At 69.4% G+C, this 26033-nt stretch carries 26 protein-coding genes; 10 read left to right on the forward strand and 16 right to left on the reverse strand.

Annotated elements, in window-relative coordinates:
• Window positions 1-94: 94 nt before the first annotated feature.
• A complete protein-coding gene (locus tag ACFYY8_RS33090) occupies window positions 95-508 on the reverse strand; it encodes a DUF4259 domain-containing protein (RefSeq protein WP_390047833.1) in 414 nt (137 codons plus the stop codon).
• A gap of 156 nt (window positions 509-664) precedes the next feature.
• Here ACFYY8_RS33090 and ACFYY8_RS33095 point away from each other — a divergent pair, with 156 nt between their 5' ends.
• Window positions 665-1651: an alpha/beta fold hydrolase gene (locus ACFYY8_RS33095; protein ID WP_390047835.1), complete on the forward strand. Its 987-nt coding sequence runs from the start codon at window positions 665-667 to the stop codon at window positions 1649-1651.
• On the opposite strand, the gene ACFYY8_RS33100 is transcribed toward ACFYY8_RS33095, so the two are convergent.
• The gene (locus ACFYY8_RS33100) at window positions 1652-2179 is read right to left on the reverse strand and encodes a GNAT family N-acetyltransferase (RefSeq protein WP_390047837.1); all 528 of its coding nucleotides are present in this window, start codon (window positions 2177-2179) and stop codon (window positions 1652-1654) included.
• A gap of 9 nt (window positions 2180-2188) precedes the next feature.
• The gene (locus tag ACFYY8_RS33105; RefSeq protein ID WP_390047839.1) at window positions 2189-3106 is read right to left on the reverse strand and encodes a hypothetical protein; all 918 of its coding nucleotides are present in this window, start codon (window positions 3104-3106) and stop codon (window positions 2189-2191) included.
• A 107-nt stretch (window positions 3107-3213) separates the two neighbouring features.
• On the opposite strand from ACFYY8_RS33105, the gene ACFYY8_RS33110 reads away from it, so the two are divergent.
• Window positions 3214-3993, forward strand: coding sequence for a methylenetetrahydrofolate reductase (locus ACFYY8_RS33110; protein ID WP_390047841.1), 780 nt, complete (start codon window positions 3214-3216; stop codon window positions 3991-3993).
• A 27-nt stretch (window positions 3994-4020) separates the two neighbouring features.
• Here the strand turns inward: ACFYY8_RS33110 and ACFYY8_RS33115 are convergent, their stop codons facing one another.
• From ACFYY8_RS33115 to ACFYY8_RS33125, 3 genes are all read right to left on the reverse strand, one after another.
• A complete protein-coding gene (locus tag ACFYY8_RS33115; protein WP_390047843.1) occupies window positions 4021-4986 on the reverse strand; it encodes a threo-3-hydroxy-L-aspartate ammonia-lyase in 966 nt (321 codons plus the stop codon).
• A gap of 181 nt (window positions 4987-5167) precedes the next feature.
• Window positions 5168-6049 (reverse strand): class F sortase, encoded by an 882-nt coding sequence (locus ACFYY8_RS33120; protein ID WP_390047845.1) that lies wholly within the window; start codon window positions 6047-6049, stop codon window positions 5168-5170.
• Between the two features lie 61 nt (window positions 6050-6110).
• The gene (locus ACFYY8_RS33125) at window positions 6111-7283 is read right to left on the reverse strand and encodes a hypothetical protein (RefSeq protein ID WP_390047847.1); all 1173 of its coding nucleotides are present in this window, start codon (window positions 7281-7283) and stop codon (window positions 6111-6113) included.
• Between the two features lie 466 nt (window positions 7284-7749).
• Here ACFYY8_RS33125 and ACFYY8_RS33130 point away from each other — a divergent pair, with 466 nt between their 5' ends.
• Window positions 7750-8895: an acyl-CoA dehydrogenase family protein gene (locus ACFYY8_RS33130; protein ID WP_390047849.1), complete on the forward strand. Its 1146-nt coding sequence runs from the start codon at window positions 7750-7752 to the stop codon at window positions 8893-8895.
• A 54-nt stretch (window positions 8896-8949) separates the two neighbouring features.
• Here the strand turns inward: ACFYY8_RS33130 and ACFYY8_RS33135 are convergent, their stop codons facing one another.
• Entirely contained in the window at window positions 8950-9477 is a 528-nt protein-coding gene (locus ACFYY8_RS33135; RefSeq protein WP_390047851.1) for a hypothetical protein, read from the reverse strand.
• Between the two features lie 120 nt (window positions 9478-9597).
• Here ACFYY8_RS33135 and ACFYY8_RS33140 point away from each other — a divergent pair, with 120 nt between their 5' ends.
• Entirely contained in the window at window positions 9598-9759 is a 162-nt protein-coding gene (locus tag ACFYY8_RS33140; protein WP_352014715.1) for a hypothetical protein, read from the forward strand.
• Between the two features lie 61 nt (window positions 9760-9820).
• Here ACFYY8_RS33140 and ACFYY8_RS33145 read toward each other — a convergent pair whose 3' ends face one another.
• The 5 genes from ACFYY8_RS33145 to pdxH form a co-directional block, all read right to left on the reverse strand.
• Window positions 9821-10597 (reverse strand): alpha/beta fold hydrolase, encoded by a 777-nt coding sequence (locus ACFYY8_RS33145; RefSeq protein WP_390047855.1) that lies wholly within the window; start codon window positions 10595-10597, stop codon window positions 9821-9823.
• 137 nt (window positions 10598-10734) lie between these two features.
• The gene (locus ACFYY8_RS33150) at window positions 10735-12963 is read right to left on the reverse strand and encodes a SpoIIE family protein phosphatase (protein WP_390047858.1); all 2229 of its coding nucleotides are present in this window, start codon (window positions 12961-12963) and stop codon (window positions 10735-10737) included.
• 120 nt (window positions 12964-13083) lie between these two features.
• Window positions 13084-13788, reverse strand: a complete 705-nt coding sequence (locus ACFYY8_RS33155; RefSeq protein WP_352014712.1) for a metal-dependent transcriptional regulator — start codon at window positions 13786-13788, stop codon at window positions 13084-13086.
• 172 nt (window positions 13789-13960) lie between these two features.
• Window positions 13961-15178 carry an MFS transporter gene (locus ACFYY8_RS33160; RefSeq protein WP_390047862.1) on the reverse strand — a complete coding sequence of 406 codons (1218 nt, stop codon included), beginning with the start codon at window positions 15176-15178 and terminating at the stop codon, window positions 13961-13963.
• Window positions 15179-15269: 91 nt separating this feature from the next.
• Window positions 15270-15923, reverse strand: a complete 654-nt coding sequence (pdxH, locus tag ACFYY8_RS33165; protein ID WP_390047864.1) for a pyridoxamine 5'-phosphate oxidase — start codon at window positions 15921-15923, stop codon at window positions 15270-15272.
• 168 nt (window positions 15924-16091) lie between these two features.
• On the opposite strand from pdxH, the gene ACFYY8_RS33170 reads away from it, so the two are divergent.
• Together ACFYY8_RS33170 and serC are read left to right on the forward strand one after the other, a co-directional pair.
• Window positions 16092-17198 carry a citrate synthase 2 gene (locus ACFYY8_RS33170; protein WP_390047866.1) on the forward strand — a complete coding sequence of 369 codons (1107 nt, stop codon included), beginning with the start codon at window positions 16092-16094 and terminating at the stop codon, window positions 17196-17198.
• Window positions 17199-17355: 157 nt separating this feature from the next.
• Entirely contained in the window at window positions 17356-18465 is a 1110-nt protein-coding gene (gene serC / locus ACFYY8_RS33175; protein WP_362915210.1) for a phosphoserine transaminase, read from the forward strand.
• A 138-nt stretch (window positions 18466-18603) separates the two neighbouring features.
• Here the strand turns inward: serC and ACFYY8_RS33180 are convergent, their stop codons facing one another.
• Genes ACFYY8_RS33180 through ACFYY8_RS33195 form a run of 4 tightly spaced genes read right to left on the reverse strand, consistent with a single transcriptional unit; the run spans window position 18604 to window position 21637 of the window.
• Complete coding sequence (locus ACFYY8_RS33180) at window positions 18604-19185, reverse strand: TlpA family protein disulfide reductase (RefSeq protein WP_390047868.1); 582 nt, start codon at window positions 19183-19185, stop codon at window positions 18604-18606.
• A 14-nt stretch (window positions 19186-19199) separates the two neighbouring features.
• Window positions 19200-19739, reverse strand: a complete 540-nt coding sequence (locus tag ACFYY8_RS33185; RefSeq protein ID WP_390047870.1) for a MauE/DoxX family redox-associated membrane protein — start codon at window positions 19737-19739, stop codon at window positions 19200-19202.
• Window positions 19740-19786: 47 nt separating this feature from the next.
• Complete coding sequence (locus ACFYY8_RS33190; RefSeq protein WP_390047872.1) at window positions 19787-20980, reverse strand: sensor histidine kinase; 1194 nt, start codon at window positions 20978-20980, stop codon at window positions 19787-19789.
• Between the two features lie 3 nt (window positions 20981-20983).
• The gene (locus tag ACFYY8_RS33195; RefSeq protein WP_390047873.1) at window positions 20984-21637 is read right to left on the reverse strand and encodes a response regulator transcription factor; all 654 of its coding nucleotides are present in this window, start codon (window positions 21635-21637) and stop codon (window positions 20984-20986) included.
• Between the two features lie 169 nt (window positions 21638-21806).
• On the opposite strand from ACFYY8_RS33195, the gene ACFYY8_RS33200 reads away from it, so the two are divergent.
• Genes ACFYY8_RS33200 through ACFYY8_RS33215 form a run of 4 tightly spaced genes read left to right on the forward strand, consistent with a single transcriptional unit; the run spans window position 21807 to window position 25298 of the window.
• Window positions 21807-22283, forward strand: coding sequence for a hypothetical protein (locus tag ACFYY8_RS33200; RefSeq protein ID WP_390047875.1), 477 nt, complete (start codon window positions 21807-21809; stop codon window positions 22281-22283).
• Entirely contained in the window at window positions 22280-23425 is a 1146-nt protein-coding gene (locus ACFYY8_RS33205; protein WP_390047877.1) for a peptidoglycan-binding protein, read from the forward strand. Before ACFYY8_RS33200 ends, ACFYY8_RS33205 begins: the two co-directional genes overlap by 4 nt.
• Complete coding sequence (locus tag ACFYY8_RS33210; protein ID WP_390047879.1) at window positions 23422-24099, forward strand: ABC transporter ATP-binding protein; 678 nt, start codon at window positions 23422-23424, stop codon at window positions 24097-24099. The genes ACFYY8_RS33205 and ACFYY8_RS33210 overlap by 4 nt, the downstream gene beginning before the upstream one ends.
• Window positions 24096-25298: an ABC transporter permease gene (locus tag ACFYY8_RS33215; protein WP_390047881.1), complete on the forward strand. Its 1203-nt coding sequence runs from the start codon at window positions 24096-24098 to the stop codon at window positions 25296-25298. Before ACFYY8_RS33210 ends, ACFYY8_RS33215 begins: the two co-directional genes overlap by 4 nt.
• Window positions 25299-26033 lie beyond the last annotated feature (735 nt).

Consider the following 26033-nt stretch of genomic DNA (forward strand, 5'->3'; position numbering starts at 1 on the left):
TCGTGAAAAAAAGGGTTTTCTTGGTAAAGCGCCTGGTGAGCGCCGGTGAACCTCCCGGTAAAGCGGCCATACCATCACTCCGGGTGACCGTCGATCACCCGGCCAGCGCCCGGCGGTAGGGAGTCAGGGTCGCGAGCCACTCGTCGAGGGAGTCCGCGTCCTGCCACAGGTCGTACAGTTCGTTGTCCCCGGGGCGGGCCGCCCTGTCGAGAAGGTCGGCGGCGAGCCCGCGCAACGCCGCGTCCACCTGGAACGGGTTGCCCTCAAGCCATCTGACCGCCACCGGGTCGGTCAGGGCGACGGACTCGACACCGGCCAGACGGGCGATCGTGAGACAGGCCATCGCGACCGCGCCCGCCATGTCCGGCCCCTCGACGTAGTCGTCCTGGTCGAGGATCTCCCGCAGCGCCTCCGACAGGGCCGCCGCCGGGTCCGCCGTACCGTCGAGATGCGCCAGCAGGTCGAGTGCCCCGTCGTTGTCGAACGGTCCCAGATCCCAGGCTCCCATGCCGCACCTCTCCTCACCGGCCTCTTCCGCGGTTCGGAGCCTAGGCGGCACCTCCGACAAATCACCCAAAGTTCTCCTTCCACCGGATGAGGGGGCGTGAACGGGTCCCCCAGCGTGGAGGAGGAAACGGGCCATCCGCGTCCCTACCTTCGAGACATGGCGGACAGAAACCCAGAACGCACCACGAAACCACGCCCCGGCAGGGGCCGCAGGCTGCTGCGGGCACTGCTTCGGGCAGTGGCCTTCGCCCTGGTCCTGCTCGTGCTGGCCTCCGGAGTGGGGTTCGCCTACGAGTCGAACGCCTCACGGGCCGACGCGCGGGAGCACCGGGCACCGGGACGGCTGGTCGACGTGGGCGGCCACCGCCTGCACCTGTACTGCACCGGCCGGGGCGCCCCGACCGTCGTGCTCGAAGCGGGACTGGCCGAGTCGAGCGCGAGCTGGGAGGTGATCCAACGCCGCCTGTCCGCCCGCTCCCGGGTGTGCTCCTACGACCGGGCGGGATACGCCTGGAGCCAGGAGGGGCCGTCCCCCCGTACGGCGGAACGTCTGGCCGGAGAGCTGCACGCGCTGCTTGCCGCCTCCGGGGAGGCCGGGCCGTACGTGCTGGTCGCGCACTCCTTCGGCGGCAACGTCGTGCGGGTCTTCGCCGACCGCCTGCGGAACCTGACCGCCGGGCTCGTGCTGATCGACGTCACCGACGAGACGGCCCTGACGGCGCTGCGGATCTCCCGGCCGCTGCTGGCCGTACAGCTCGGCGTCAACCAGTTCGTCGCCAGGGTCGGGTTGCTCAGGCTGCGCGGCGACGCCCTCGTGCCTCCGGAGGCGACCCCGACGGCCCGCGCGAACGCCACCGTCGTCTACGGCTCGGGCAGCATGGCGGCGGCCCGCGCCGAGGCGTGGGCGTCGGTGGACAGCGCCGCCCAGGTGGCCGCGACGGTCCGTCCCGGGGCGTGGGGCGACCTGCCGGTCACATTGATCGTCCCGGCGGGGCAGCCGGAGGAGGACACCCGGCACGCCAGGAGCCTGGCGGCGCTGTCGAGCCGGGGTCGCCTGGTGACGGCCTCGACCAGCGAGCACTACGTGCAGAACGCCCAGCCCGACCTCGTCCTCGCCGAGATCGCCAGGGTCGCCGCCGGGTGATCAGCCGGGCAGGTCGACCTCGTCGCGCAGCACGCTGTAGATCACCCCGTCACGCCAGTGGCCGTTCCTGAACGAGTAACCGCGCAGCACGCCCTCCCGGGTGAAGCCCGCCTTCTCCAGCGCGCGCTGCTCGGCGAGGTTGGCGTCCTCGGTGACCGCCTCGACCCTGACGACCTGCGTGTGCGCGAACAGGTACTCCACCAGCAGGCGCTGCGCCCGGGTGCCGAAGCCCCGGCCCCTGGCCTCGGGCAACAGGGCGATCCCCAGGTTCCAGCAGTACGAGGTCCGCGCGGTCAGGATCCTGCGCCAGGTGACGAAGCCGAGCCGCTCCGCGTCGTGGACGACCAGCAGCCGACCACCCTCGGCGTCGAGAAAACGGTTCTCCTCCCACAGCTGACGCCACCTGCCGGGGTCCGACCAGCCGAGCCAGCCGAACAGCCCCGCCGCCTCCGGCTCGACGGAGAAGCGCTCAAGCGTCTCCAGGTCCTCCGCGACGATCGGCCGTAACGTCACCTGATCAACACTCATGCCGTCACGCTACGAACCGCCGGCCGAACCGTCCAGATGCCCGAAGACCTCCCGCGCGGCCCCGAGGCTGTCCCGCAGCGCCCGCTCAAGCTCGTCGGCCTCCTCGGCCAGCCGCCCAACCTCGGGTACGGCCAGCGCGTCCGCCCCCGACTCGGCGAGCAGCTCCTCATAGCGCGGCAGTCGTTCGGCGAACGCCCGCAGTTGGTCATGCGCCCGCTGGGCCTGTTCCGCCCGCGCGACATGGGCGGCGTAGCGTTCGATCGCCTCGACCCTGGCGACGACCGCCTTCTCGCTCTCGGACAGCACCCGTTCCAGGGGCCGCACCGCGGCCGAGACCTCCGGGGTCACCCCACCGGCCATGAGCGTCCTGTGCTCCGCGCGCAACGCGGACAGCTTGGCCAGCAGACGTGCGATCTCCCACTCCTGCGTGGGCAGGACCACCGAGTTGCGCACGTCGTCGAGAAGACCCTCGGCGTTGACCCGCGAACCGAGAATCGAACCGGCCGCCGTCCTCGTCCTGACGAGCAGTTCTCTCGCCGCGTCGTCGAAATCCTCCTCAAGGAGATAACTCTCCCGGCAGTCTTCGGCGAGGCCGTACAAGGCGTGTTCCGGAGAAAGGCGGTCCTCCGAATCACCGGCGGCCCGTATCGCGGCGACGACAAGACCGGCCAGCGTGATGGAAAGCACGATCTCGATCAGGAGACCGGCGCCGACGAAAACCGCGGCGACAAGGGCCAAGGCCGTCAGCATCCCCTTGACCGCGAGGGAGGCGGCCGAGCGCTTCTTGGGCTCCGGCAGTGGTTTCCAGCCCTTTCGCACCTTTTCGAGCATGAACACGTTGTCACCGAGGGCGGTCGCCGTCTCCTCGGGAAGGGCGGGGTCGACGATTATCCGGATTCTACGGTTGCCGGCCCGCGTAGTCGCCATGTGCTGGATCCTAACCGTTTCAGAAATGCGATTTCCGTTTTCCCGCAGCGCTTTATACGCGAGGAAAGCAGGTGGCCTCCCCGCTTCGGTCTGCCTACATTTGGTCCATGACGACTTCCCCGTTCCAGGTGATCTGCGAGATCGAGCCGCCGACCCGGCCCGACCTGATGCACGTCCGGCACCAGATCGGAACCCTGAGCAAGATCTCCGACACCTTCCTGGTGCCCGACAACCACATCGGCCGTGCCACGGTCTCCAGCGTGGCGGTCGCGCACGAGGTCGAGGCGATGGGAGGTCGTAGCATCGCGTGCCTCAACTCACGCGACCGCAATCTGCTGGGGTTCCGCCGCGACCTGCTGACCGCCGCGGCCTACGGCGTCGACCGCTTCCTGTTCGTCTACGGGGACAAGCCGACGACGGGCAACCGCACCGGTGACCTGAACGTGCGCGCGATGATCGAGGAGGTTCGTGCCCTGCCGGACGACCCCGCCTTCTCCGGGGTGCGCCCCTTCCAGGTCGGTACGGCCGCCGGCCTTCGCCCGCTGCCCGCCTGGAAGCACGCGGCCGACTTCGTCTTCGTCCAGGTCGGCTTCTCCCTGGAGACCCTGCTGAGGTGGCGGGAGGCCAACCCCGTCGAGGTTCCCGTCTACGCGGGCGTGATGGTCCTGGCCAGCGAGAACCACGCCCGGCGTCTCTCCGCCGCGATCCCGGACATCGACATCCCCGAGGACCTGGTCCGCGCGGTCGCCGCCGACCGTCAGGCCGGGGTCGAGGCCACCTGCGAGCAGGTCCTCAAGATCCGCGACTCCGGTGCCTTCGACGGGGTTCACCTGATTCCGGTCTCCCGCTACCGTCAGGTCGCCGCCCGGCTTGAGGAACTGCTCTGACGGGTCCGTCCCAGGACGCCCGGCCGGTCAGCGGCCGGTCAGCAGTGCGGCGAAACGGTCGACGTCGACGTTGCCGCCGCTGATGATCACACCGATCCGCCGTCCCGCCAGGTCTCCCGAGAGCCTGCGGACGGCGGCGAGGCCGAGTGCGCCGGTGGGCTCGACGACGATCTTCATCGTGGCGAAGAAGGTCCGCATGGCCTCGACGAGCTCGGCGTCGGTCACGGTGACGATGTCGTCGACGTCGCGACTGATGATCGCGAAGGTGTGGGCGCCCAGATGCTGGGTCTGCGCGCCGTCGGCGATGGTCACCGGGGTGTCGATGTGGACGACGCTCCCCTGGCGCAGGGACCGCAGGCCGTCGTCGCCCGCCTCGGGCTCCACGCCGTACAGCGCGCACGCCGGCGACAGCGTCTTGGCCACCAGCGCGGTGCCGGACAGCAGCCCACCCCCGCCGAGCGGCACGAACAGCGCGTCGAGGTCTCCGACCTCCTCCAGCAGTTCCAGGGCGGCGGTGCCCTGCCCCGCGATGACGTCCGGATGGTCGTACGGCGGGATCAGCGTGAGCCCGTGTTCCACGGCCAGCGCGCGGCCGATCTCCTCACGGTCCTCGGCGTAGCGGTCGTAGCCGACGACCCGCCCGCCGTACCCCTTGGTCGCGGCGACCTTCGCGGCGGGCGCGTCGTGGGGCATGACGATCGTGGCCGGGATGTCCAGCATCCTGGCGGCCAGCGCCACGGCCTGGGCGTGGTTGCCCGAGGAGTAGGCGACCACGCCCGCGCGCCGCTGCTCCGGGGTGAACCGGGACAGGGCGTTGAACGCGCCACGGAACTTGAAGGCGCCCATGCGCTGGAGGTTCTCGCACTTGAACACCACGTCGGCGCCGACGCTCTCGTTGATGCGGCGTGAGCGCAGCACGGGGGTGCGGTGCGCGTGGGAGGTGATACGGGCGGCGGCGTCCCGGACGTCGTCGTAGGTCGGCAGCTGGAGCATCGGCGGCTTCTCCCCTTTGGGGTTCTTCGACGGTTCGCAACGATCTTCGACACGACCACGGTAACCGCCCCGGCCGTTCGCGTCAGCCTTCCCGCCGGTCCGCCTCCCGGTCGGGCCGCACAGACCCGGGTCCCGCAGACCGGGCTTCGCGGGGCGTTCCCCGCAGGTCAGGCCTTACGGCTCAGGCCTTGCGGGTGGCCGACAGGGTCGCGTAGACGATGATGTTGTCGGTGTAGTGGTGGGTCCGACTGTTGTAGACGCCGCCGCAGGTGATCAGGCGCAGAGTCGCCTCTCCGGTGTTGCCGTAGACCCGCTTCGACGGGAACGACGTCTTGCTGACCTGTTCGACCCCGTCCACGGTGAACTCCACGATGGTCCTGTCCGACCTGGAGACCTTGATCTTGTCCCCGCGTTTGATCTCCTTCAGGCGGCTGAAGACGGCCGCCCCGCTGCGGGTGTTCACGTGCCCGAGCACCACCGAGGGGCCCTGCTGCCCGGGGACCGGGCCGTTCTTGTACCAACCGGCCAGGTTCGGCTTGCTCAACGGCGGGGTCTGGATCTCCTTCTTGGCGTCGACGCCCAGCGCCATCAGCGGAGCCAGCAGTCCGATCTTGGGAATGGCCAGCTTGTTCGGCCGTACCCCCGTGCTCTTGAGCGGCGCGGGCGGCTTGACCACGGGCAACGGCGGACGAGCGGTGGGAGCGGCGGCCGTCAACGGCGTGTCGAGCCCGCCGTGCCCCACCTCGGCGGGGGCGGCCGCCGCGACCGGCTCCTGCGGCTGCGGATCCTGCGGCTGCTCCGGCTGTACGGCCTGCGTCTCCTGACCGCCCTGGGTGGGAACGTCCTGCACGATCATGCTGTCGGCCGCCTGCGGCACGGGCGGGCCGTACGGCTCGTCGTCGGCGACCGGCGTCAGGTAGGTCAGCAGCCCGGCCATGATCGCGGCGACCCCGCCGAGCGAGCCGACCACCAGCAGGGTGGGCAGCAGCAGGCCACCGCCCTTCCTGGGCGGACGGCCGCCTCCGTAGTAGGGGCCCTGACCCTGTGAAGGCCCTGGATACATCCGGCGCCTCCTTACCTGTCCCCGCGCATGCGCCTACTGTCTCCTACCGACCCGCTTCGCGTCAGCGGCCCTGGCTGTGCGCCGCACGCCGCCGCCTCAACGCCACTCCGCCGACCACGCTCGCGAGCACCATCGCCGTCCCGCCGCCGATCAGCCCCGCGCCCGAACGCTTCTCGTCGGGAGCCTCACCCGTCTGCGCGCCACCGCTGGGCGTCACGACCACCTGAGGAGCGGTCGGCGTCGGCCGGGTGGGGGTCACGGTCGCGGTGACGGTGAGGGTCGGCTTGGGGGTGGCGGTGTGGGGCGGCACGGTCGTGTAGTGGGTACTGGGCACCACGGTCGGGGTCCTGGTGGGGGTGGGGGTCGGAGTCGTGGGGGTAGCCGTCGGAGTAGGGGTCTTCTCGACGGTGACCTTCACCGGAGGAACCGGTGCGCCAGGGGCAAGCTCACAGTCCACGCGATAGGGGGAAGACGCATCATGCGTCACCGTTGAGGAGGTAACCCTGAAGGCGTCAAGACGCATGGGCTTGTCTTCGTTGTTCGTCAACTTCAGCACATGCTTGCCGTACCCCAGCGAAAGCGGCGACCTCCACAACGTTTCCTTCACGTAGACCTTCGGAGAATCGGTGGAGGTGGGACTCGGGGTCGGAATCGGGGTTCCGTCCTTCTGCGAAGGCGCCACCTTTTCCGTGATCACATCGAGGTTGAGGCGGGGGTCCGGCCTCAATGACACTCCGACCTCTCCCAGACCGATCGTCCGCTCACCGATGTATTCGATACCCGTTCCGATGAACTCGATCTCAGCCGTTGCGTCCTTCTGTGAGGCTTCCCAAAGCTCATCTCCGTAGGCTTGCTCGACAGAGTTGGCCGGGGGCCTATCGACTTTCTTCCAGCCTCCCGAAGGGCTGTAGACAATCTTGTGAAGAGGGCTCGTCCCGTCAGGAACGTCAGCACTGTTGACCAGGCGCTGAGAAGGAACAAAGTCAACGACAATCTTCTCAGGGACGATTGTCGCATCCCCAGTCTTGGGAGCGGTGAATTGCCCTCTCAGGTTCGGAACGATAATGGGCTTTGGCGTTCCCGTAGACGCTGGAATGTCAATTTTACTCTCCGAAGGGAGAATAAGAACCGCCTGCCCCTGTTCCCAAAGTCCATTGATTCTCGATGTCGCGGTCGCCAGAAGGTGTCCACCGACCTGAAAGTCTTTGTTCGCAGCAAGGGCGAGCTGGTTCAACGTCCAATTCACAACCAACGGCCCATTCGCGTAGACAGGCGTCGCCACAGACACGCCTACCGAGACAGTTACGTTCCCGGACACACCAGGGCCGTGGCAAATATACGAGTAGGGCTGAACCTGAGTGTCGGCCCGCGAGGCACCTGCGGGAATCACGACCAGTCCGGCACAGGCAGCCCCAAGGGCCGAAGCCACGATCGTCCCCCTGAGCTTTGCTCCCCAGCGAAACACCGCAACACTCCGATCCTCGGTACCAAGCCATAAAACCGGTCATAAAGTCACAACTCGCTCCGGATCGTACTGCCCAGCCCCAGCATGACGCAGGAAGATGACAAGACCCCCAGCAGACTGTGGCGGACTTGTGATCCGCCGAATCTCCGGCGGAGGCCGTACAACGCCCGTCACCTGGGTGTACCTATGGGTAACAGAATCGTATTCTGTCCTCGTATCCCAAGGAGGCAAGCCCATGCGACGAGACCTCTTCCAGGAGGAGCACCTCCTCTTCCTGGAGACCGTGCGCGAGTTCATGGCCCGCGAGGTGGTTCCCCACCACGACCGGTGGGAGAAGGACGGCATCGTCCCCCGCGAGGTGTGGAAGAAGGCCGGGGAGATCGGCATGTTCGGCTTCGGAGTGCCCGAGGAGTACGGCGGCGCCGGGATCAAGGACTTCCGCTACAACACCGTGATCGTCGAGGAAGTCATGCGGATCGGCGCCACCGGTCTCGGCTTCTCCCTGCACAACGACGTGATGGCGCCGTACTTCGTCGACCTCACCGACGACGACCAGAAGGCCCGCTGGCTGCCCGGGTTCGCCTCGGGCGAGCTGATCACGGCCGTGGCGATGACCGAGCCCGGCGCGGGCAGCGACCTGCAGGGCATCAGGACCACCGCCAGGCGCGAGGGCGACCACTACGTCGTCAACGGCCAGAAGACCTTCATCACCAACGGCATCAACTCCGACCTCGTCGTCGTGGTCGCCAAGACCGACCCGGAGGCGGGCGCCAAGGGCGTCTCGCTGCTGGTCGTCGAACGGGGCATGGAGGGCTTCGGCCGGGGCCGCAACCTGGAGAAGATCGGCATGCACGCCCAGGACACGGCGGAGCTGTTCTTCGACGACGTACGGGTTCCCGTGGCCAACCTGCTCGGCGGACAGGAGGGGCGGGGCTTCTACCAGCTCATGGCCAACCTGCCGCAGGAACGCCTGTCGATCGCGGTGATGGCGGTGGCCTCGGCGGAGGCCGTCCTGGCGCAGACCGTCGAGTACTGCAGGTCCCGTACGGCCTTCGGCCGCAGCATCGGCAGCTTCCAGAACACCCGGTTCGTCCTGGCCGAACTGGACACCGAGCTGGAGATCGCCCGTCACTACGTGGACAAGTGCGTCCTCGCCCTCAACGCCGGGGAACTGAGCGCGGTCGACGCGGCCAAGGCCAAGTGGTGGACCACGGAGCTGCAGAACAAGGTCATCGACCGCTGCCTGCAGCTGCACGGCGGCTACGGCTACATGATGGACTACCCCGTGGCCAAGGCCTGGATCGACAGCCGGGTGCAGACGATCTACGGCGGCACGACCGAGATCATGAAGGAGATCATCGGCCGCTCGTTCGGCTTCTGACCCCTCGGAAACGCCGGGACGCCGCCCTCCCGCCACGGAAGGGCGGCCTGCCCCTCAATCCTTGACGATCTCCTCGACCTTGATCGCGTCACCCTCCGAGATCAGCACCCTCGCCTCGAACGTGACCCCCGCCTTGAGCGCCTTGAACAGCTCCGCCGACGTGCAGCGGTGCGGAACGGCCCCCTTCTGGCAGACACTCCCCTGTGTGTCGAGCACGACCGTGTCACCGGTGAGGTGCACCTCGTGCGGCCCGTCAGGAGCGTCGACCACGACCGACTCCTTCCCCAGCGGGCTGAGCCGCCCCGTCACGTCGTCGACCCGCGAAATACCCCCGGTGCGTGTCGGCGTCGCCGTGGGGGTGGGGCTCGGCTCCACCGGAACGTCCGGCACGCTCTCGCTGGGCGACGCCGACGGCACCTGCGACACGTCGGCGGTGGCGGCCACAGTGGGCGACGCGGCAGCCGAGGGGCTCTCCCCCGAGACTCCCGAGGTCCCCGAACCTCCCGAGGAGCAGGCCGCCAGGCAGGCGGCGAGCGCGACGGCGAGCACGGAGCCCCGGACGGCCGAAGGAACGCGTGTCACTTTCACCCATCTACTCACGGACAGCACCATTCCACGAGAAACGGTGTCGTGGTTAATCGCCACAAGATCCTCACGGCCGACGCATACTGGTCACCGTAGGCTCCCCCTGAGGCGGTGTTGATGGACAGCGGACTGATCCTGCTGGTCTTCCTGGCGTTCCTGTTCGCCTGGGGGCTCAACCGGGTACGGCGCGCGATGCGGCTCGGCACGGTCGCCTACGCCGGCATCATGATCGTCTTCATCCTGGTGATGCTCGCCCTCTGGGGCCAGACCTTCCGCTAGTCCACCGACCCGACGAGGCCGGCCCCGCACGCCGTACGGAGCGGGGCCGACGGTCCCGTCGTCAGCTCCGTGACCCCTCAAGCACCACCCGCGCGACCAGGGCCGGATCGTCGTTCATCGGCAGGTGACCGCAACCCCGCAGCAGTCGCACCCGCTGCCCCGACCACCTGGCGGCCCGTACGGCCTGCCGCCGGGGGAACAGCCGGTCGCGATCGCCCCAGGCGATGGTCACCGGCGTCTTCGGCGGCGCCGGAGGCATCAGCCAGACGAACGAGTCGAGGGTGTCGTCGAACCCCGGCGCCTCCCGCAGCGCCCGCCTGGCCGAGGAGAGGTCCTGCGCGGAGAGCCTGGACGGGCGGCCGACGAGCAGCCCGGCGGCCAGCGTGTGGCCCAGCGGGTTCGCCGCGAGGGCCTCGCCCCGCTCCGAGTCGAGCGCGAAGGCCAGTGCCCGGAACGTCCTGAGCACCGCCCGCGAGTACACCAGCTCGCTTCGGTTCCAGAATCCGACGGGCGACAGCGCCGTGGCCGTACGGACCGTCCCCCGCGAGGCCAGCTCCAGGGCCACGTACCCGCCGAGGGAGGTGCCCGCGACGTGGGGTTCGCCGAGGCCGAGCCTCGCGCAGAACATCTCGACCGCGTCGGCGAGGCTCTCCACCGTGTACGGCGAGCCCGGCGGCAGCGGCGGGGAGGCGCCGAAGCCGGGAAGGTCGACGGCGATCACGTCCCGTTCGGCCGCGAGCAGGTCGAGCACCGGCAGCCACGCCTGCCAGTGGTGACCGATTCCGTGCAGCAGGACCAGGGGCTCCCCTGTCCCGCGACGTTCGAAGGCCAGATCCATCCCCCGAGTGAAGCACCGATCGTCCCCGGCTTCTATGACGAGGGCGCCATGCCCTGACCGCTTCACCGGCCCAGGACGCGTAACCTGCGGGAAATTCCGGACAAGCTCACGAAACCTGGCAGTGATCTTGATTCTGGTCAGCGTGACTTGGTGGGGATCTCGAACCAGACGGCCTTGCCCTCCCTGGTCGGGCGGGAACCCCAGCGCTTGGCGAGCTGGTCGACGAGGTAGAGACCTCGGCCACCCTCGTCGTTCTCCCCCGCGCTGCGGATGCGGGGAAGGCGCAGGTCCTGGTCGAAGACCTCGACCCAGACGGATTCGCCTCCCCTGCGGAGCCTCAGGGTGAACTCCTTCTCGTTGACGACCTCGTCCTCGAAGCCCGGGATGTCCCACGACTCGTCGAAGGAGAAGGGGGTGGTGGTGTCGATCACCAGGTCACGGCGGGGGACGCTGGCGTTCGCCGCGTGCAGCACGACGTTGGTGACCACCTCGGAGACCAGCAGGCAGGCCAGCTCGGCGCGCTCCTCGGGGACGTTCCAGCCGCTGAAGGCCTCCGCCGCCATCCTGCGGGCCTCGCCGACCATGATGGGCTGGGCGGGGAAGGTGCGTTCCTCGACGTCGAGCTCATCACGGGCGGACCTGACGACCAGGATGGCCATGTCGTCGTCGATCTCGCCGGGGACGGCGTCCGTCGCGGCCTCGGCGATGTTCTCGACCGTGTCGTCGGAGATCTCGATGAGCTTGCCGAAGAGCGCGGCGAGGGTCTCCTCGTCGCTCGGCGGCCTGCCGTCGGCGTCGCGCAGGGGGCGGCGGTCGACCAGGCCGTCGGTGTAGAGCAGCAGCGCGGCCCCCGCGGGCAGCGTGCGGGTCTCCTCCTTGTAGACCAGGTCGGCGTTGATGCCACGGGCGCGGACGCCCAGGGGCTTGCCGACCTCCTCGATCTCCAGCTCGCTGCAGGTGCCGTCGACCAGGAGCAGCGGCGGGGCGTGCCCGGCGTTGGCGAAGGACAGCTGGCGCGACCAGGCGTCGTAGACGAGGTACTGGCAGGTGACGATGGGCGGGACGCTGATGTCGGCACCGCTGTCGTCCCACTCGGGGGTGGCGATGCTGTGGGTCCAGTCGTCGAGCCTGGCGAGGATCTCCGCAGGTGGCTTGTCGTCCTGGGCGAAGGCCCGCAGCGCGGCCCTGAGCTGGCCCATGACGGCGGCGGCCTTGGCCCCCCTGCCCTCGACGTCGCCGATGACGATGCCGACCCGGCCCGCGGACAGCGGGATGACGTCGTACCAGTCGCCGCCGACCTGGGTCTGGATGCCCTGGCCGTGCGAGGCGAGCGGCGCCGCGGGACAGTAACGGACCGCGATCTCCAGGCCGTCGAGCTCGGGCAGCGGCGCGGGGGGCAGCAGGTTCTTCTGGAAGGACTCGGCGGTGTGCCGCTCCTCCTCGAACAGCAGCGCGTTGTCCACGGCGAGCGCGACCCGGGTCGCGACGGCTCCGACGAAGTCACGGTCGAAGGCGTCGTAGTGCGGGCTGCGCCGGTCGGTCAGGTTGGACAGGCCGAGGTACATCAGCCCGAGGATCTCACCGCGCACGCACAGCGGAGCCACGATCGCCGAGGTCATCCCGATCTCGGCGGCGAGGCGGGTGCTGGCCTCTCCCGGGCTGGGGTAGTTGGTCTGGGAGAAGTCCTCGACGAGGATCGTCTCCTGGCGCCGCAGCGCGATCTCGGCGTAGTGCCCGGTCGGGTAGTTGATGTCGGCGCCGATGGGGGCCCAGGTGTTGGGCGGCGGGCTCCAGCCCGGAACGTGGCTGGAGACCTTCCTGGTCAGCCTGCCGTTGTCCATGAGCTCGATGAAGCAGTGGTCGGCGAACTGCGGGACGAGCATCTCGGCGACGCGGTTGAGCGTCTCCTCGACGTACAGCGAGCCCGCGAGGCGCTCGCCGATCCGTTCGAGCAGGCCGTAGCGGTCCTTCTCGCGCTCGTTGCTGCGCATCGCCTCCCTGGCGGTGATGACGATGCCGGTGACCGAGCCCGACTGGTGCCGCAGCGGCACGGCCTGGGCCCGGACGTAGATGATCGTGCCGTCGCCGCGCTTGACGTCGAAGGTGCCCTCCCACACCCCGCCCTTGAGCACGTGCTTGGCGAGCTCGACGGCGAGGGGGTGGTCCTTCTCCATGATGCCCAGGGAACGTGACTGGTCGCGGGCCGCAGGGCCCGGCCTGCCGAACAGCCGTTCCGCGAAGGGGTTCCAGTAGACGACGTTGCTGAAACGGTCGGTGACGACCACCGCCATCTCGGCATGGTCGAGGACCGAATGCGCCGAGAGGTGGTCGGCGGTGTCCTGTGAGAGATCCCCCCACCGTTTCATCCAGCGACCACCCCTTGGGGACGGCTTTGCGCAAAGCGAACCACGGTTGCTCCTGCTGCGGTCTCGGCAGGGGAGTGGAGGGTCTCCCGGGGGGATTTCAACCAAGCAGATAGATCTTGGTCATCGGGTGGAGACGAAGACATGCGCGGCGATGTCTCGCGGGAGGTCCGCCAGAGTATTCTCCGCCTTGTCGTCACCTGTCACCCGCACACCGTCGTCGCTTGCCGCGAGCGTTACCTCGCGTCCGGGTTGTATCCCAACTTGCTTGAGTTTAAGCATCACAGCCGGATCACTTTGCACTTGTTCGCTAATTCGGCGGACGACAACGGGTATATCCCTGGGTCCGGCCAACGCCGCCATCGACGGCAGTGACTGCCAGGCCGCGCCGTCCTGGGCCGCGACGCCCAATTCCTCAAGGCCCGGGATGGGGTTGCCGTGCGGGTCCTCCTTCGGGTGGTTCAGCAGCGTGACCAGCCTGGCCTCGACGGACTCGGACATGACGTGCTCCCAGCGGCAGGCCTCGACGTGCACCTCCTCCCAGGGCAGGCCGATCACCTGGGTGAGCAGGCACTCGGCGAGGCGGTGCTTGCGCATGACGCGCGTGGCGAGCGTGCGTCCCAGGTCGGTCATCGTCAGGTGCCGGTCTCCCTCAACCCTGACCAGGCCATCGCGCTCCATCCGGGCCACCGTCTGGCTGACGGTGGGACCGCTCTGCTGAAGCCGCTCGGCGATGCGCGCACGGAGAGGGGTGATTCCCTCCTCCTCCAACTCGAAGATCGTGCGGAGGTACATCTCCGTGGTGTCGATCAGGCCGTGTGCGGTCAAGGCTCCTCCCGTCCTTATCTCGTTCCAAGGCCGGTCGCGGCGTCCTCCCCTGGGGACAGCGACAGACCTGAAGTCCTTGGACTCTGACCCTATTGCGAGATCCGCCCACAGCGGCCAACGATGGCAACATCGGGGGCAGGTAAATCCTTCCCAACCTGCCCAAACACTCTGATCACTTGGACACCGCGGCAGCGGAACGGTAACGCCTGAAGGCCGGTACGGCCAGCCCGACCGCGAGCACCGTCACGGCGCACGCGATCCCCCCGCCGACCCAGGAGGCCGTGGCGCCGAACCACACGGCCGTCGCGCCCGCCCTGAGGTCGCCGAGCCTGGGGCCTCCGGCGACCACGACCGTGAACACGCCCTGCATGCGCCCGCGCATGTCGTCGGGCGCGTGGGTCTGCAGGATCGTCTGCCGCCAGACGGCCGAGACCAGGTCGGCGGCGCCGCCCAGGGCCAGCAGGGCGATCATCAGCCACAGCTGGCCGACCAGTCCCGCCAGGGCGACGCTGACGCCCCAGGCGGCGATCACGAACGTCAGGGCGAGCCCCTGGCGGCTGATCCGGCCGACCCAGCCGGACAGCAGGCCGCCGAGGACCGCGCCGATCGAGATGCTCGCCGAGAGCCAGCCGAACGCGAGCGGGTCGCCGCCGAAGCGTTCGGCGACGATCTCGGGGAACAGCGCCCTGGGCAGCGCGAACGCCATGGCGATGATGTCCACGACGAACGACATCATCACCACGGGGTGGCCGGAGATGTAGCGCAGGCCGTCCACGACGGAGCGCAGGCCGGGGCTGGTCACCGCGCCGACCGGTTCGAGGCTCGGCAGCCGTACGGCGGCGTAGAAGCCGACGCCGAACAGCAGGGCGTCGATCAGGTAGGCGACGGCGACGCCGCTCTGGGCGAGCACGAAGCCCGCGATCAGCGGGCCGATCACGGTTCCGAGGTTGCCGACCAGGAAGTTGAGGGTGTTGGCGGCGGGGACGAGCTCGGTGGGGACGAGCCTGGGGATGATCGCCCCCCGGGTCGGGCCCGTGATGGCGAACCCGGTGGCGTGGACGGCGACGGTGGCCAGCAGCAGGCCGACGCTCGACACCTGCAGGAGCGCCTGGGCGAGCAGGGCCAGCGTCGCGCTCCAGGCGATCAGGGAGCCGATCAGCAGCAGTTTGCGCCGGTCCACGGCGTCGGCGACGGCCCCGCCCCACAGGCCGAAGGCGACCAGCGGGATCAGGTTGGCCGGGCCGAGCATGCCGACCCAGAAGGAGGAGCCGGTCATGCCGTAGATCTGGGCGCTGACCGCTACCGAGGTGAGCTGGAAGCCGATGAACGAGACGCCCTGACCCATCCAGAGCCGCCGGTAGGCCGAGACTCGCAGTGGACGGGTGTCCACCGCGAGTCTCCTGACGAGATTCCTGACCGCCACATATCCCCCTCAGCCCTTAGGACATATGGGGATATATCAGTAGTGGCCAGGTAACAAGTCACGGGGCCAGGCGTTCGACGGTCCACGAGGCGCCCGTACGGCGGTAGCGAAGACGGTCGTGCATGCGGTCGAGCTGGCCCTGCCAGAACTCCACCTCCGACGGCACGACCCGGAAACCGCCCCAGAAGTCGGGCACCGGCGGATCCTCCGGCCAGCGCTCGGCCAGCTCCGCGTAGCGCTCGTCGAGCTCTTGCCTGGAATGCACGACGGCCGACTGCCGCGAGGCCCACGCCCCGATGCGCGAGCCGTAGGGGCGGGACCTGAAGTAGGCGGCCGACTCCTCCCGCGGCAGCCGTACCACGTGGCCCTCGATCCTCACCTGACGGCGGATGGAGTGCCAGGGGAACAGCAGGCCGGCCCTGGGGTTCTCCGTGAGGTCGCGGCCCTTGCGTGACTCGTAGTTGGTGTAGAAGACGAATCCGTCCTCGTCGTAGCCCTTCAGCAGGACGGTCCTGGCCGTCGGCCTGCCGCCCGCCGAACTGGTCGCGACGACCATCGCGTTCGGCTCGGGAAGCTCGGCCGCCACGGCGTCGTCGAACCATCGGGCGAACTGGCTGACGGGGTCGGGAGCGAGATCTTCCTCAAGCAGAGGGAGACCTTCGTAGGTGCGGCGAAGCCCGGCAAGCGAAGGCGGGCGCGAGGTGGCATCCACGGGAAGGTATTCTCCCGTGCTTGACGGAGAGCATGCGCACCGCCCCCACCTGGGACGATCGCGTTCCGGCGGGTCCGGCGGCACACCACCGCGCCCTAGGGGGTTGAATATGACCCGCCGGTATCTCGACATCAAGGCTTTGACTTCAAGAAAGGGAGGCGGCCGAGAATGTCCGACTTCAAACCCGGGCTCGAAGGCGTGGTGGCCTTCGAGACGGAGATCGCGGAACCGGACAAAGAAGGGGGCGCCCTTCGTTACCGGGGCGTCGACATCGAGGAGCTTGTCGGTCGCGTTCCCTTTGAACGCGTGTGGGGCCTGCTCGTCGACAACACGTTCGAGCCGGGCCTGGCCCCGGCCGAACCGTACCCCATCCCTGTCCACTCCGGTGACATCCGCGTCGACGTACAGAGCGCGCTGGCCATGCTGGCCCCCGCGTACGGCTTCAACCAGGCGCTCGACATCGACGCCGAGCAGGTACGCGCCGACCTGGCGCGCGCCAGTGTGACCGCCCTCAGCTTCGTCGCCCAGTCGGCGCGTGGCCTCAGCCTGCCGATGGTCCCGCAGAGCGAGGTCGACAAGGCCGGGAGCATCGTCGAGCGGTTCATGATCCGCTGGCGGGGCGAGGCCGACCCCAAGCACGTCAAGGCGATCGACGCCTACTGGACGTCCGCCGCCGAGCACGGCATGAACGCCTCCACCTTCACCGCCCGGGTGATCGCCTCGACCGGCGCCGACGTCGCGGCGGCGCTGAGCGGAGCGGTCGGCGCCATGTCCGGTCCGCTGCACGGGGGCGCCCCCGCCCGTGTGCTGCACATGATCGAGGGCGTCGAGAAGCTGGGCGACGCCAAGAAGTGGGTCCAGCAGGAGCTGGACAGCGGCCAGCGGCTCATGGGCTTCGGCCACCGGGTCTACCGGGCCGAGGACCCCAGGGCCCGCGTGCTGCGCCGTACGGCCAAGGAGCTCAACGCGCCCCGTTACGAGGTCGCCGCGGCGCTCGAACAGGCCGCTCTCGAAGAGCTGCACGCCCGTAAGCCCGACCGGGTGCTCGCCACCAACGTCGAGTACTGGGCCGCGGTCATCCTGGACTTCGCCGAGGTCCCCGCCAACATGTTCACCTCCATGTTCACCTGCGCGCGCACCGCGGGCTGGGCGGCTCACATCCTGGAGCAGAAGCGCACGGGCAGGCTGGTCCGCCCCAGCGCCAAGTACGTGGGTCCGCCGCAGCGTTCGATCAACGACGTCCCCGGCGCCGCCGAGGTCCTCGCCTCCTTCTGATCCCCCGATCAGTCTCGTACGGCTGTCGCGCGACGCACTCTCGCGCGGCAGCCGTCTCGTGTTTATCGGGTGATTTCAGTCTCATTCCGGACACCACGCACGTCTCGAAATACGGACCCCGAGCGGGATCGCACGGCGGGCTCAGTACGCTGTTCAGGTGGCTGACATCGTGATTCCCTCTGACATCAAGCCCGCCGACGGCCGTTTCGGCTGCGGGCCCTCGAAGGTACGACCTGAGCAGCTGGCGGCTCTGGCCGCCTCCGGTTCCACCCTGATGGGCACCTCCCACCGGCAGAAGCCCGTCAAGTCGCTCGTCGGGCGCGTGCGCGCGGGCCTGCGGGAGCTGTTCTCCCTCCCCGAGGGGTACGAGGTCGTCCTCGGCAACGGCGGCACCACCGCGTTCTGGGACATCGCCGCCTTCGGGCTCGTCCGTGAGAGGTCGCAGCACCTGCACTTCGGCGAGTTCTCCTCCAAGTTCGCCTCCGTCGTGGCGAAGGCCCCGTGGCTGGGCGACCCGACCGTGATCAAGTCCGAGGTGGGCAGCCACCCCGAGGCCCGTCTCGAAGAGGGCGTGGACGTCTACGCGCTCACCCACAACGAGACCTCGACCGGCGTCGCGATGCCGATCAAGCGGGTCGGCGAGGAGGGCTCGCTGGTCCTGGTCGACGCCACCTCCGGCGCGGGCGGCCTGCCCGTCGAGGCGAGCGAGTTCGACGTCTACTACTTCGCCCCGCAGAAGAGCTTCGCCTCCGACGGCGGTCTGTGGCTCGCCCTGATGTCCCCGGCCGCGCTGGCCAGGGTCGAGGAGATCTCCGGCAGCGGCCGGTACGTCCCCGAGTTCTTCAGCCTGCCGACGGCGATCGACAACTCCGTCAAGGACCAGACCTACAACACCCCGGCGGTGGCCACGCTGTTCCTGCTGGCCGACCAGCTCGAGTGGATGAACGGCAACGGCGGTCTGGCCTGGACCACCGCCCGCACCGCCGACTCGGCCCAGCGGCTCTACACGTGGGCGGAGAAGACCTCCTACACCTCGCCGTTCGCCGCTCCCGAGTTCCGCTCGAACGTGGTGGGCACCATCGACTTCTCCGCCGAGGTCGACGCCGCCGAGGTCGCCAAGGTCCTGCGCGCCAACGGCATCGTGGACACCGAGCCCTACCGCAAGCTCGGCCGCAACCAGCTGCGCATCGCGATGTTCCCGGCCATCGACCCCGACGACGTCGAGGCGCTGACCAAGTGCATCGACCACGTGGTCGAGCGGCTCTAGCCCTTCTCGGGGCTGTCCGGTGGGGGAAGCGCGACGTCCTTCCCCCACCGGAGGCCCTGGTGACCACGCGGGCACCCGCGGAGGCCGGAGGCCGAGCCCTTTCCGGGGTCCGCCGGGAAACCGGCTCCCAGCGCCCTCTCAGCTCCGTCCCGAACCCTCGTGCTCCAGCGGCTCGGGGATCTTGTGGAAGGTGAAGCCGGAGGCCGCGACCGCCCCGGCGGCGTCCAGCACGCAGATCACCGGCAGGAACGTCACGTTGAACGCGGCGGAGACCGGGCCGCCCGCGGGCTCGACCACCACCCGGGCGACCGCGGACAGCCTCGCCACGTAGGCGAGCGTGTCCCCCGTCTCCTCCCCTACGACGACGGCCAGCGCCTGCTCGCGTCCCGCGGGCATCCCGCCGGCCCGCCGTACGAACTCGGGCTCCAGTTCGGCGCAGGGCGCACAGCCGACCGAGAAGAACCCCACCAGCGTGTCGCCGGAGAGCCGGTCCCGCGAGATCCGCTCCCCGTCCACGGTGACGGTCGTGAAGTCGGCGGGCCTCCTCCCCACCGCGGGCAGAAGGGCTCCGACGCCCGTCTCCCCCTTACCCGGTTCCCCGGGCCTGGCCGCGAGCAGTCTGGAGTGCTCACGCAGGCGTCTGATCACGCCCAGCACGAGCGCCAGATTCAGGATGCCGAGCAGTCCCAGTGGAATCACGAAGACGAGCTGTGCGGACATGGCTGCCTACCTTCTCAGTGAGGCGTGCGGGGATCGGGGGACGCGCCGAACAGATCGACGATGTCGTCGAGCCGGGCGACGACCAGCGCCACCGCTCCCCCGGTTATGAACGCGACCGCCGTACCCGGTGCGAGCAGCCGCTGGTCGTGACCGGCCACCGCGACGAAGACGGCCACCAGCGCGAGGAGCACGTTGCGGACGACGTGCGCACGGCCCAGCGGTCGCGTCGAGGCGCCGAAGCACCGGCAGCCGGCCGAGCCGCCCCGGGACGTCGACCAGGCGATGACCACGGCGAAGACCGTCAGCAGGGCCGCGGACAGAAGCGCTCCCCCGGTCGCGGTGGCGTCGAAGACCAGCAGGACACCGCCTGTCGCCTCGGCGGCCACGATCAGGGCGGCCGCCGCCGTCTCCCGGCCCGCGGGCAGCACCCGCAGGTCCCGCAGCGACTTCGCGAACGCGCGGAACAGGACCGGGGAACGCGCCTTGCCCACCGTCGACATCAGGAAGACGACGGCGAGCAGGCACCTGCCCCCGACGTCGAGGTAACCCGACATGACACGCCCTTTCGGCTCGGTTGTCCCCGGCGACCGGCCGGGCCCGGCTAGCCGCAGCCCACCGCGGCGGCCGACAGCGTCGCGCTGACCTCAAGGCCCCCGCCGGAACGGGCGCGGGCGACGACCACGCCGCTGTGGGCGGCGACGATGGAACGGACGATCGACAGCCCCAGACCGGCGCCCTCCCTGGGGCCGGACCTCGCCTCGCCGAACCGGACGAAGGGTTCGAACAGCTCGTCGACCTTGTCCGGGGGGATGTCCTGGCCGGTGTTGCCGACCGTCAGGTCGCCCGACGCCGTGACGGTCACCTCGACCACACCGCCGGGACGGTTGTAGCGGATCGCGTTCTGCACCAGGTTCATGAGGAGCTGCGTGATGAGGACCCGGTCGCCGGAGATCTCGACCGGCGCGGCCCTCAGCTCCGTGCGCACACCGGCCGAGGCGGCGACGTCGGTGTACTGGGCCAGGACCTCCCCCGCGACCTCGTGGAGCGGGATGGGCTCCCTGCGCGCCAGGCCCCGGTCGCTCTGCGCCATGAGCAGCAGTCCCTCGATCAGCCGCTCGCTGCGTTCGTTGATGGTCAGCAGTTCCCGTCTGGCCCGGACCACCTTCTCCGACATCGGCCCGGCCAGCCCCAGCTGGAGCACCGTGCGCTGGACGGCCAGGGGGGTCCTCAGCTCGTGGGAGGCGTTGGCGACGAAACGACGCTGACTGTCCGCGGCCTGCTCGATCCGGGCGAGCATGTCGTCGAAGGTGTCGGCGAGCCTTTTGAGCTCGTCGTCCGGCCCCCTGAGTTCGATGCGCTCGTGCAGGTTGTCCAGGCAGAGGCGCCGCGCGGTCTCCGCGATCTGGTTGAGCGGCCTGAGCATCCTGCCCGCCAGCCACCAGCCGATGAGCGCGGCCATGATGACCAGTACGGCCAGGCAGGCGGCGGACGTGGTGAACAGCTGGTGCAGCAGTTCGTAGCGGGCCTGCGCCAGCCGCCTGTCGATGGCCTCGGTCGTGTAGGACCTGGCCATGGAGACGATGACGTCCACCGACTCGCCCGGCGGCTTCGCGGTCGACTTGTTGGTGAAGGAGATCACCTTGACCTTGGAGTCGACGCTCCGTGCCAGCAGGAAGTAGACGACGAAGATGACGACCGTCCCCGCGGCGAGGATGAGCCCGCCCTGCACCGCGGCGAGCCTGACCCTGACCGGCAGGCCGAGCCACCGTGCGGGCACCCGGCGCGACGTCGCCACGGCTCAGATCCGGTATCCGGTGCCCAGCACGGTCTCGATCACCGGCGGGTCTCCCAGCTTGGCCCTCAGCTTGGCCATCACGACACGGACGGCGCTGGTGAACGGGTCGGCGTTCTCGTCCCACGCCCGTTCGAGCAGTTCCTCGGCGCTGACGACCCGTCCCTGAGCCGACATCAGCACCTCCAGGACGGCGAACTCCTTGGGGGACAGCGCCAGCGGGACCCCGTCACGGGAGGCCTGCAGCCGTGAGGTGTCCAGCGTGAGGCCGCCGCACCGCAGCACCGGGGGCAGCGCCGTACCGGTCCGCCTGCCGAGCGCCGACACCCTGGCGAGCAGCTCGGAGTAGTCGAACGGCTTGGGCAGGTAGTCGTCGGCGCCCAGGCTGAAGCCCTGGAGCCGGTCGCGGACGCTGCCCGCCGCGGTGAGCATCAGCACCCTGGTCCTGCTGCCCTCCCTGGTGAGCTCCTCGCACACCTGGTCACCGGAGACCCCGGGAAGGCCCCGGTCGAGGATCACCACGTCGTAGTCGGATCGGGCGAGCCGTCTCAGCGCATCGGTCCCGTCGTAGGCGACGTCCACCGTCATGTTCTCTCCGCGCAGCCCGTCGGCGACGTAGTCGGCCAGCACACGCTCGTCCTCGACCATCAGCACGCGCATGGCACGCCTCTCCTCAGGTGGGTGTGCCGCCACAGTAGGACGGCGTGGATAAAGCCGATGTTTCCAATGACGGAAACGTCAGCCGAACGCCCCCGTCTGTAGACCTGTGGAGCACGGCGCCGCCGTTCACGGCCGCGCCGTACCGCGAAAGACGGAAGGTCGAAAAACCATGAGAACTCCCCGGCTCAGCGGAGCCGTGATGATCGCCGCCGCGCTGGTCCTGACGGGCTGCGGCACGGACTCCGGCCAGAACGCGCAGACCGGTACGAGCACGCCGAACGTCCAGGACCAGGGGGTCGCCTACGCGCGATGCATGCGGGAGAACGGGGTGAACATGCCCGATCCCGACCCCAACCGGCCCGGGGCCATCACCATCCCCAAGTCGGGGAACACCGCCGCCCTTCAGGCCGCGATGAAGGCGTGCCAGCAGTACCTGCCCGTCAAGGCGCAGGAGAAGATGGGCGGTTCCGAGGACATGGATCGGATGGTCGCGATCGCCCGGTGCCTGCGTGAGAAGGGCGTCGACGCGCCGGATCCCCAGCCGGGGCAGGGACTCACCATCCGCGACCGGCTCAACGACCCCAAGGTGCAGCAGGCGCTGATGGCCTGTCAGAAGTCCTCGTCGTCCTCCGGCGGCGCGGGATGAGGGACCCCTCCTCCGACGACTCCCCCGGCGACGGCACCGCGCCCGGACCCGCCGCCAAGCGGCACCCCCGGCGCCGTCGCCGCCTGCTGTGGGCCGCCGCCGGTCTCGCGGTCGCCGTGGCCGCGACCGTCGTGGTCGTGACGCGGCCGCCGTCCCGCGCCCCGGCGCCACGGGAGGCGACCGTGACCACGGCCCCGGTGGTCCGCACCGACCTCGCCGACCACGAGGAGATCGACGGGACGCTGGGCTACTCCGGCACCTACCTCGTCTCGGCCGGCGGAGGCACCCTCACCTGGCTGCCCCCCACCGGACGGACCGTACGCCGGGGGCAGCGGGTGTACGGCGTGAACGGGCGCTCCGTACCGCTCTTCTACGGGGCGACACCGCTGTGGCGCCCGCTGCGGCAGGGGGTGCGCGACGGGCAGGACGTCGCCGTCCTGGAGAGAAACCTGGTGGCGCTGGGCTACGGGCAGGACGTCACGGTCGACAGGCACTTCGGCTACGCCACCTGGCGTGCCGTCCGGCGCTGGCAGCGTCACCTCGGCGTCGAACAGACCGGGGTGGTCAACCCCGGCGACGCCGTCGTCGCCCCGGAGGCCCTGCGGATCGCCGCCGTGCCCGGCGTCTCGGGCGGCACCGCCGGCGGGGTCGTCGTCAGGGCCACCGGAACCCGGCAGGTCGTCAACGTCGACCTGCCGGTGAACCAGCGGCAGCTGGCCGTCAAGAACGCCAAAGTGAGCGTCGACCTGCCGGGCGGGCGGACCGTGCCGGGACGCATCCGGCGGGTGAGCACGGTGGCCACCGCCCCGTCGGGCTCCGCCCAGGACCGGCAGCCCGGTCAGGCCACCGGCGACGCGACCGTCCCCGTCGAGGTGAGCCTCACCGGGCGTAAGGCCGCAGGCGGGCTGGACGGCGCCCCGGTGACCGTGAGCTTCACCAGCAGGGTGGACCGGAACGTGCTCGCCGTACCAGTGGCCGCGCTGCTCGCCCAGAGCAAGGACTCCTACGCGGTCCGCGTCGTCGACGCGTCCGGCGCCGGGCACGCCGTCCCGGTACGGCTCGGCTCCTTCGCCCTCGGGCTGGTCGAGGTCAGCGGCCCCGGGATCACCGAGGGCTTGCGCGTCGAGGTGCCGTCGTCATGACCGCCGTGATCACCGCTGAGAAGGTGTCCAAGACCTATCCGGGCGGGGTGGCGGCGGTGCGCGAGGTGTCGCTGTCGGTGCATCGCGGGGAGCTGCTGGCCGTCGTCGGCCCTTCGGGTTCCGGCAAGTCGAGCCTGCTGCACATCCTGGGGGCGCTCGAACTGCCCGACAGCGGAACCGTCCGGATGTTCGGGCACGACCTGGCGACCCTCCGCGACCGGCAGATCTCCGCGGTCAGGGCGAGCTGGATCGGCTTCGTCTTCCAGCAGTTCTTCCTCACACCGCACCTCAGCGCGGTCGACAACGTGGCCACCGGGCTGCTCTACCAGGGCGTATCCGCCGGGACCCGCGCCCGGCGCGCCACCGCGGCCCTTGAGCGCGTCGGCCTGGGCCACCGGCTCGGTCACCGGCCGCACGAGCTCTCCGGCGGCGAACGGCAGCGGGTCGCGGTCGCCCGCGCCCTCGTCGCCGGTCCCGCGGTCGTCTTCGCCGACGAACCGACCGGCAACCTCGACTCCGCCTCGGGCGCCGGCGTGCTGAGCCTGCTCCGCGAGCTGCACGCCGACGGCACCACGATCGTCATCGTCACCCACGACCTGGAGATCGCCCGCAGCCTGCCGCGCCGGGTGGAGATCCTCGACGGCCGGATCAACTACGACGGGAAGGGCTCATGAGCTCCATACCGCTTCCTCCTTCGGCTCGGCTCTCCGCCGCCGTCGTCTTCCGGGTGTCGCTGGTGGGGTTGCGCGGACGGCCGTTGCGGGCGGCCCTCTCCGCGCTCGGCATCGCCATCGGCGTCGCCGCCATGGTCGCCGTGCTGGGCATCGGCGCGGCCAGCAGACAGCAGCTGCTGGACCAGATCCGGATGCTGGGGACCAACATGCTCACCGTCCACCCCGGTCAGAGCCTGTTCGGGGAGAACGCCAGGTTGCCGGTGGAGTCGGTGGGCATGGTCGCCCGTGTCCCCTCGGTCCGGTCGGTCACCGCGGTCGGCGCCGTGGAGAACGGCACGGTGCGCCGTACCGACAAGATCCCGGCGGCGGACACCGGCGGGATCGCGGTGGCCGCGACCAAGCTCAACCTGCTCACCACGCTGGGGGGATCCGTACGCTCGGGGGTCTTCCTCAACTCCGCGACCGAGATGTATCCGGCCACGGTGCTGGGCTCGGTCGCCGCCGGCAGGCTCGGGGTCGGACAGCCCGGCGACCAGGTCTATCTCGCCGGGCACTGGTTCACCGTCATCGGCATCCTGAACTCGCTGCCGCTCAACCCCGAGATCGACCGGTCGGCCCTGGTCGGCTGGCCGGTCGCCGAGGGCCTCCTGAGGTTCGACGGTCACCCGACCACCCTGTACGAGCGCTCCGACGAGGAGGCCGTCACGGCGGTCAGGGAGGTGCTCGCCTCCGCGGTGAACCCGCGCAACCCCGAGGAGGTCCAGGTCAGCCGCCCCTCGGACGCCCTGACCGCCCAGCTCGCCGCCGCCTCGACCTTCAACTCGCTGTTTCTCGGCCTGGGCGCGGTCGCCCTGCTGGTCGGCGGCGTCGGGGTGGCCAACACCATGGTCATCTCCGTGCTGGAACGCCGCCAGGAGATCGGGCTTCGCCGCGCCCTCGGCGCCCACCGGGGTCAGATCCGGCTGCAGTTCCTGGCCGAGTCGGTCGTGCTGTCCCTCCTCGGCGGTCTGTCCGGCGTCCTGCTCGGCGTCCTCGTCACGCTGGGCTACGCGGCGTCCCGTGGCTGGCCGTTGGTCCTGCCCGTCCAGGCCCTGGCCGGCGGGGTCGTCGCCTCAATGCTGATCGGCGCGGTCGCGGGCCTCTATCCGGCGCGCAGGGCGGCCAGGCTCACACCGACCCAGGCGCTCGCCACCGGATGACCCGACTTCGGAACGATGCCCGAGAAAGGGGAACCGACTCCACTTGTAACACCTCACCCACTGCGATTAGGTAAGCCTTTCCTTTTTAATTCGGCCAGGGGCAGGAGGGTTCACCCCGCCACACCCTTGCAAATTTAATGGATGCCAACGATCTCCGATACAGACCGGTTCAAATAAATAAGGAGCCGCGAAAAAAGCATTTCTAAACGATGATCCATCTCCTCCCGAATTGCCCGAAATAGGGCTTGTTCCGCCAGAGGGCGCCATGCATACTGGGGAAGCGCTGAAGCGCGGATGCAAAATCGTGCGAACATTCAAGGAGGAGAGAAATGGCGGAAACAAAGACCCTTAGGTCGGAGGACATCGCGGTCACCACGCAGGGGGTCCTCACCTCGAACGCGGGTTTCACGGTCTGCAACACGGACCCGACCGACCCTTGTGTCGTCATCTGCAACCCCGACCCGAGTGACCCCTGCATCTAATTATGACGTCATCTGAGAACAAGGGCCCGAGGGGGGCAGGCGCGGAGAACCGGCCCCCCTTCGGCCTTTCCCGGCTGATCGACCCGATCGATCTGGAAACGTTCAGGGAACTCTACCTTGAGAAGCAGCCTCTCTACGTGAAGAGGCAGGATCCGCACTACTACGCGGACATTCTCACACTGACCGACGTCGATGAGATACTCTCCGCCTCAAGCCTTCTCACAACGGACATCCGGCTCGTTGAGAATGGCCG

Origin of the sequence: Streptosporangium sp. NPDC001559 (assembly GCF_042893955.1) — a bacterium.
GTDB lineage: Bacteria > Actinomycetota > Actinomycetes > Streptosporangiales > Streptosporangiaceae > Streptosporangium.

Bases quoted from the DNA above. Each gene is read 5' to 3' on its own strand.
- ACFYY8_RS33090 (WP_390047833.1), bottom strand. From the start codon at position 508: ATGGGAGCCTGGGATCTGGGACCGTTCGACAACGACGGGGCACTCGAC.
- ACFYY8_RS33095 (WP_390047835.1), top strand. From the start codon at position 665: ATGGCGGACAGAAACCCAGAACGCACCACGAAACCACGCCCCGGCAGG.
- ACFYY8_RS33100 (WP_390047837.1), bottom strand. From the start codon at position 2,179: ATGAGTGTTGATCAGGTGACGTTACGGCCGATCGTCGCGGAGGACCTG.
- ACFYY8_RS33105 (WP_390047839.1), bottom strand. From the start codon at position 3,106: ATGGCGACTACGCGGGCCGGCAACCGTAGAATCCGGATAATCGTCGAC.
- ACFYY8_RS33110 (WP_390047841.1), top strand. From the start codon at position 3,214: ATGACGACTTCCCCGTTCCAGGTGATCTGCGAGATCGAGCCGCCGACC.
- ACFYY8_RS33115 (WP_390047843.1), bottom strand. From the start codon at position 4,986: ATGCTCCAGCTGCCGACCTACGACGACGTCCGGGACGCCGCCGCCCGT.
- ACFYY8_RS33120 (WP_390047845.1), bottom strand. From the start codon at position 6,049: ATGTATCCAGGGCCTTCACAGGGTCAGGGCCCCTACTACGGAGGCGGC.
- ACFYY8_RS33130 (WP_390047849.1), top strand. From the start codon at position 7,750: ATGCGACGAGACCTCTTCCAGGAGGAGCACCTCCTCTTCCTGGAGACC.
- ACFYY8_RS33140 (WP_352014715.1), top strand. From the start codon at position 9,598: ATGGACAGCGGACTGATCCTGCTGGTCTTCCTGGCGTTCCTGTTCGCC.
- ACFYY8_RS33145 (WP_390047855.1), bottom strand. From the start codon at position 10,597: ATGGATCTGGCCTTCGAACGTCGCGGGACAGGGGAGCCCCTGGTCCTG.
- ACFYY8_RS33150 (WP_390047858.1), bottom strand. From the start codon at position 12,963: ATGAAACGGTGGGGGGATCTCTCACAGGACACCGCCGACCACCTCTCG.
- ACFYY8_RS33170 (WP_390047866.1), top strand. From the start codon at position 16,092: ATGTCCGACTTCAAACCCGGGCTCGAAGGCGTGGTGGCCTTCGAGACG.
- ACFYY8_RS33180 (WP_390047868.1), bottom strand. From the start codon at position 19,185: ATGTCCGCACAGCTCGTCTTCGTGATTCCACTGGGACTGCTCGGCATC.
- ACFYY8_RS33185 (WP_390047870.1), bottom strand. From the start codon at position 19,739: ATGTCGGGTTACCTCGACGTCGGGGGCAGGTGCCTGCTCGCCGTCGTC.
- ACFYY8_RS33195 (WP_390047873.1), bottom strand. From the start codon at position 21,637: ATGCGCGTGCTGATGGTCGAGGACGAGCGTGTGCTGGCCGACTACGTC.
- ACFYY8_RS33200 (WP_390047875.1), top strand. From the start codon at position 21,807: ATGAGAACTCCCCGGCTCAGCGGAGCCGTGATGATCGCCGCCGCGCTG.
- ACFYY8_RS33205 (WP_390047877.1), top strand. From the start codon at position 22,280: ATGAGGGACCCCTCCTCCGACGACTCCCCCGGCGACGGCACCGCGCCC.
- ACFYY8_RS33210 (WP_390047879.1), top strand. From the start codon at position 23,422: ATGACCGCCGTGATCACCGCTGAGAAGGTGTCCAAGACCTATCCGGGC.
- ACFYY8_RS33215 (WP_390047881.1), top strand. From the start codon at position 24,096: ATGAGCTCCATACCGCTTCCTCCTTCGGCTCGGCTCTCCGCCGCCGTC.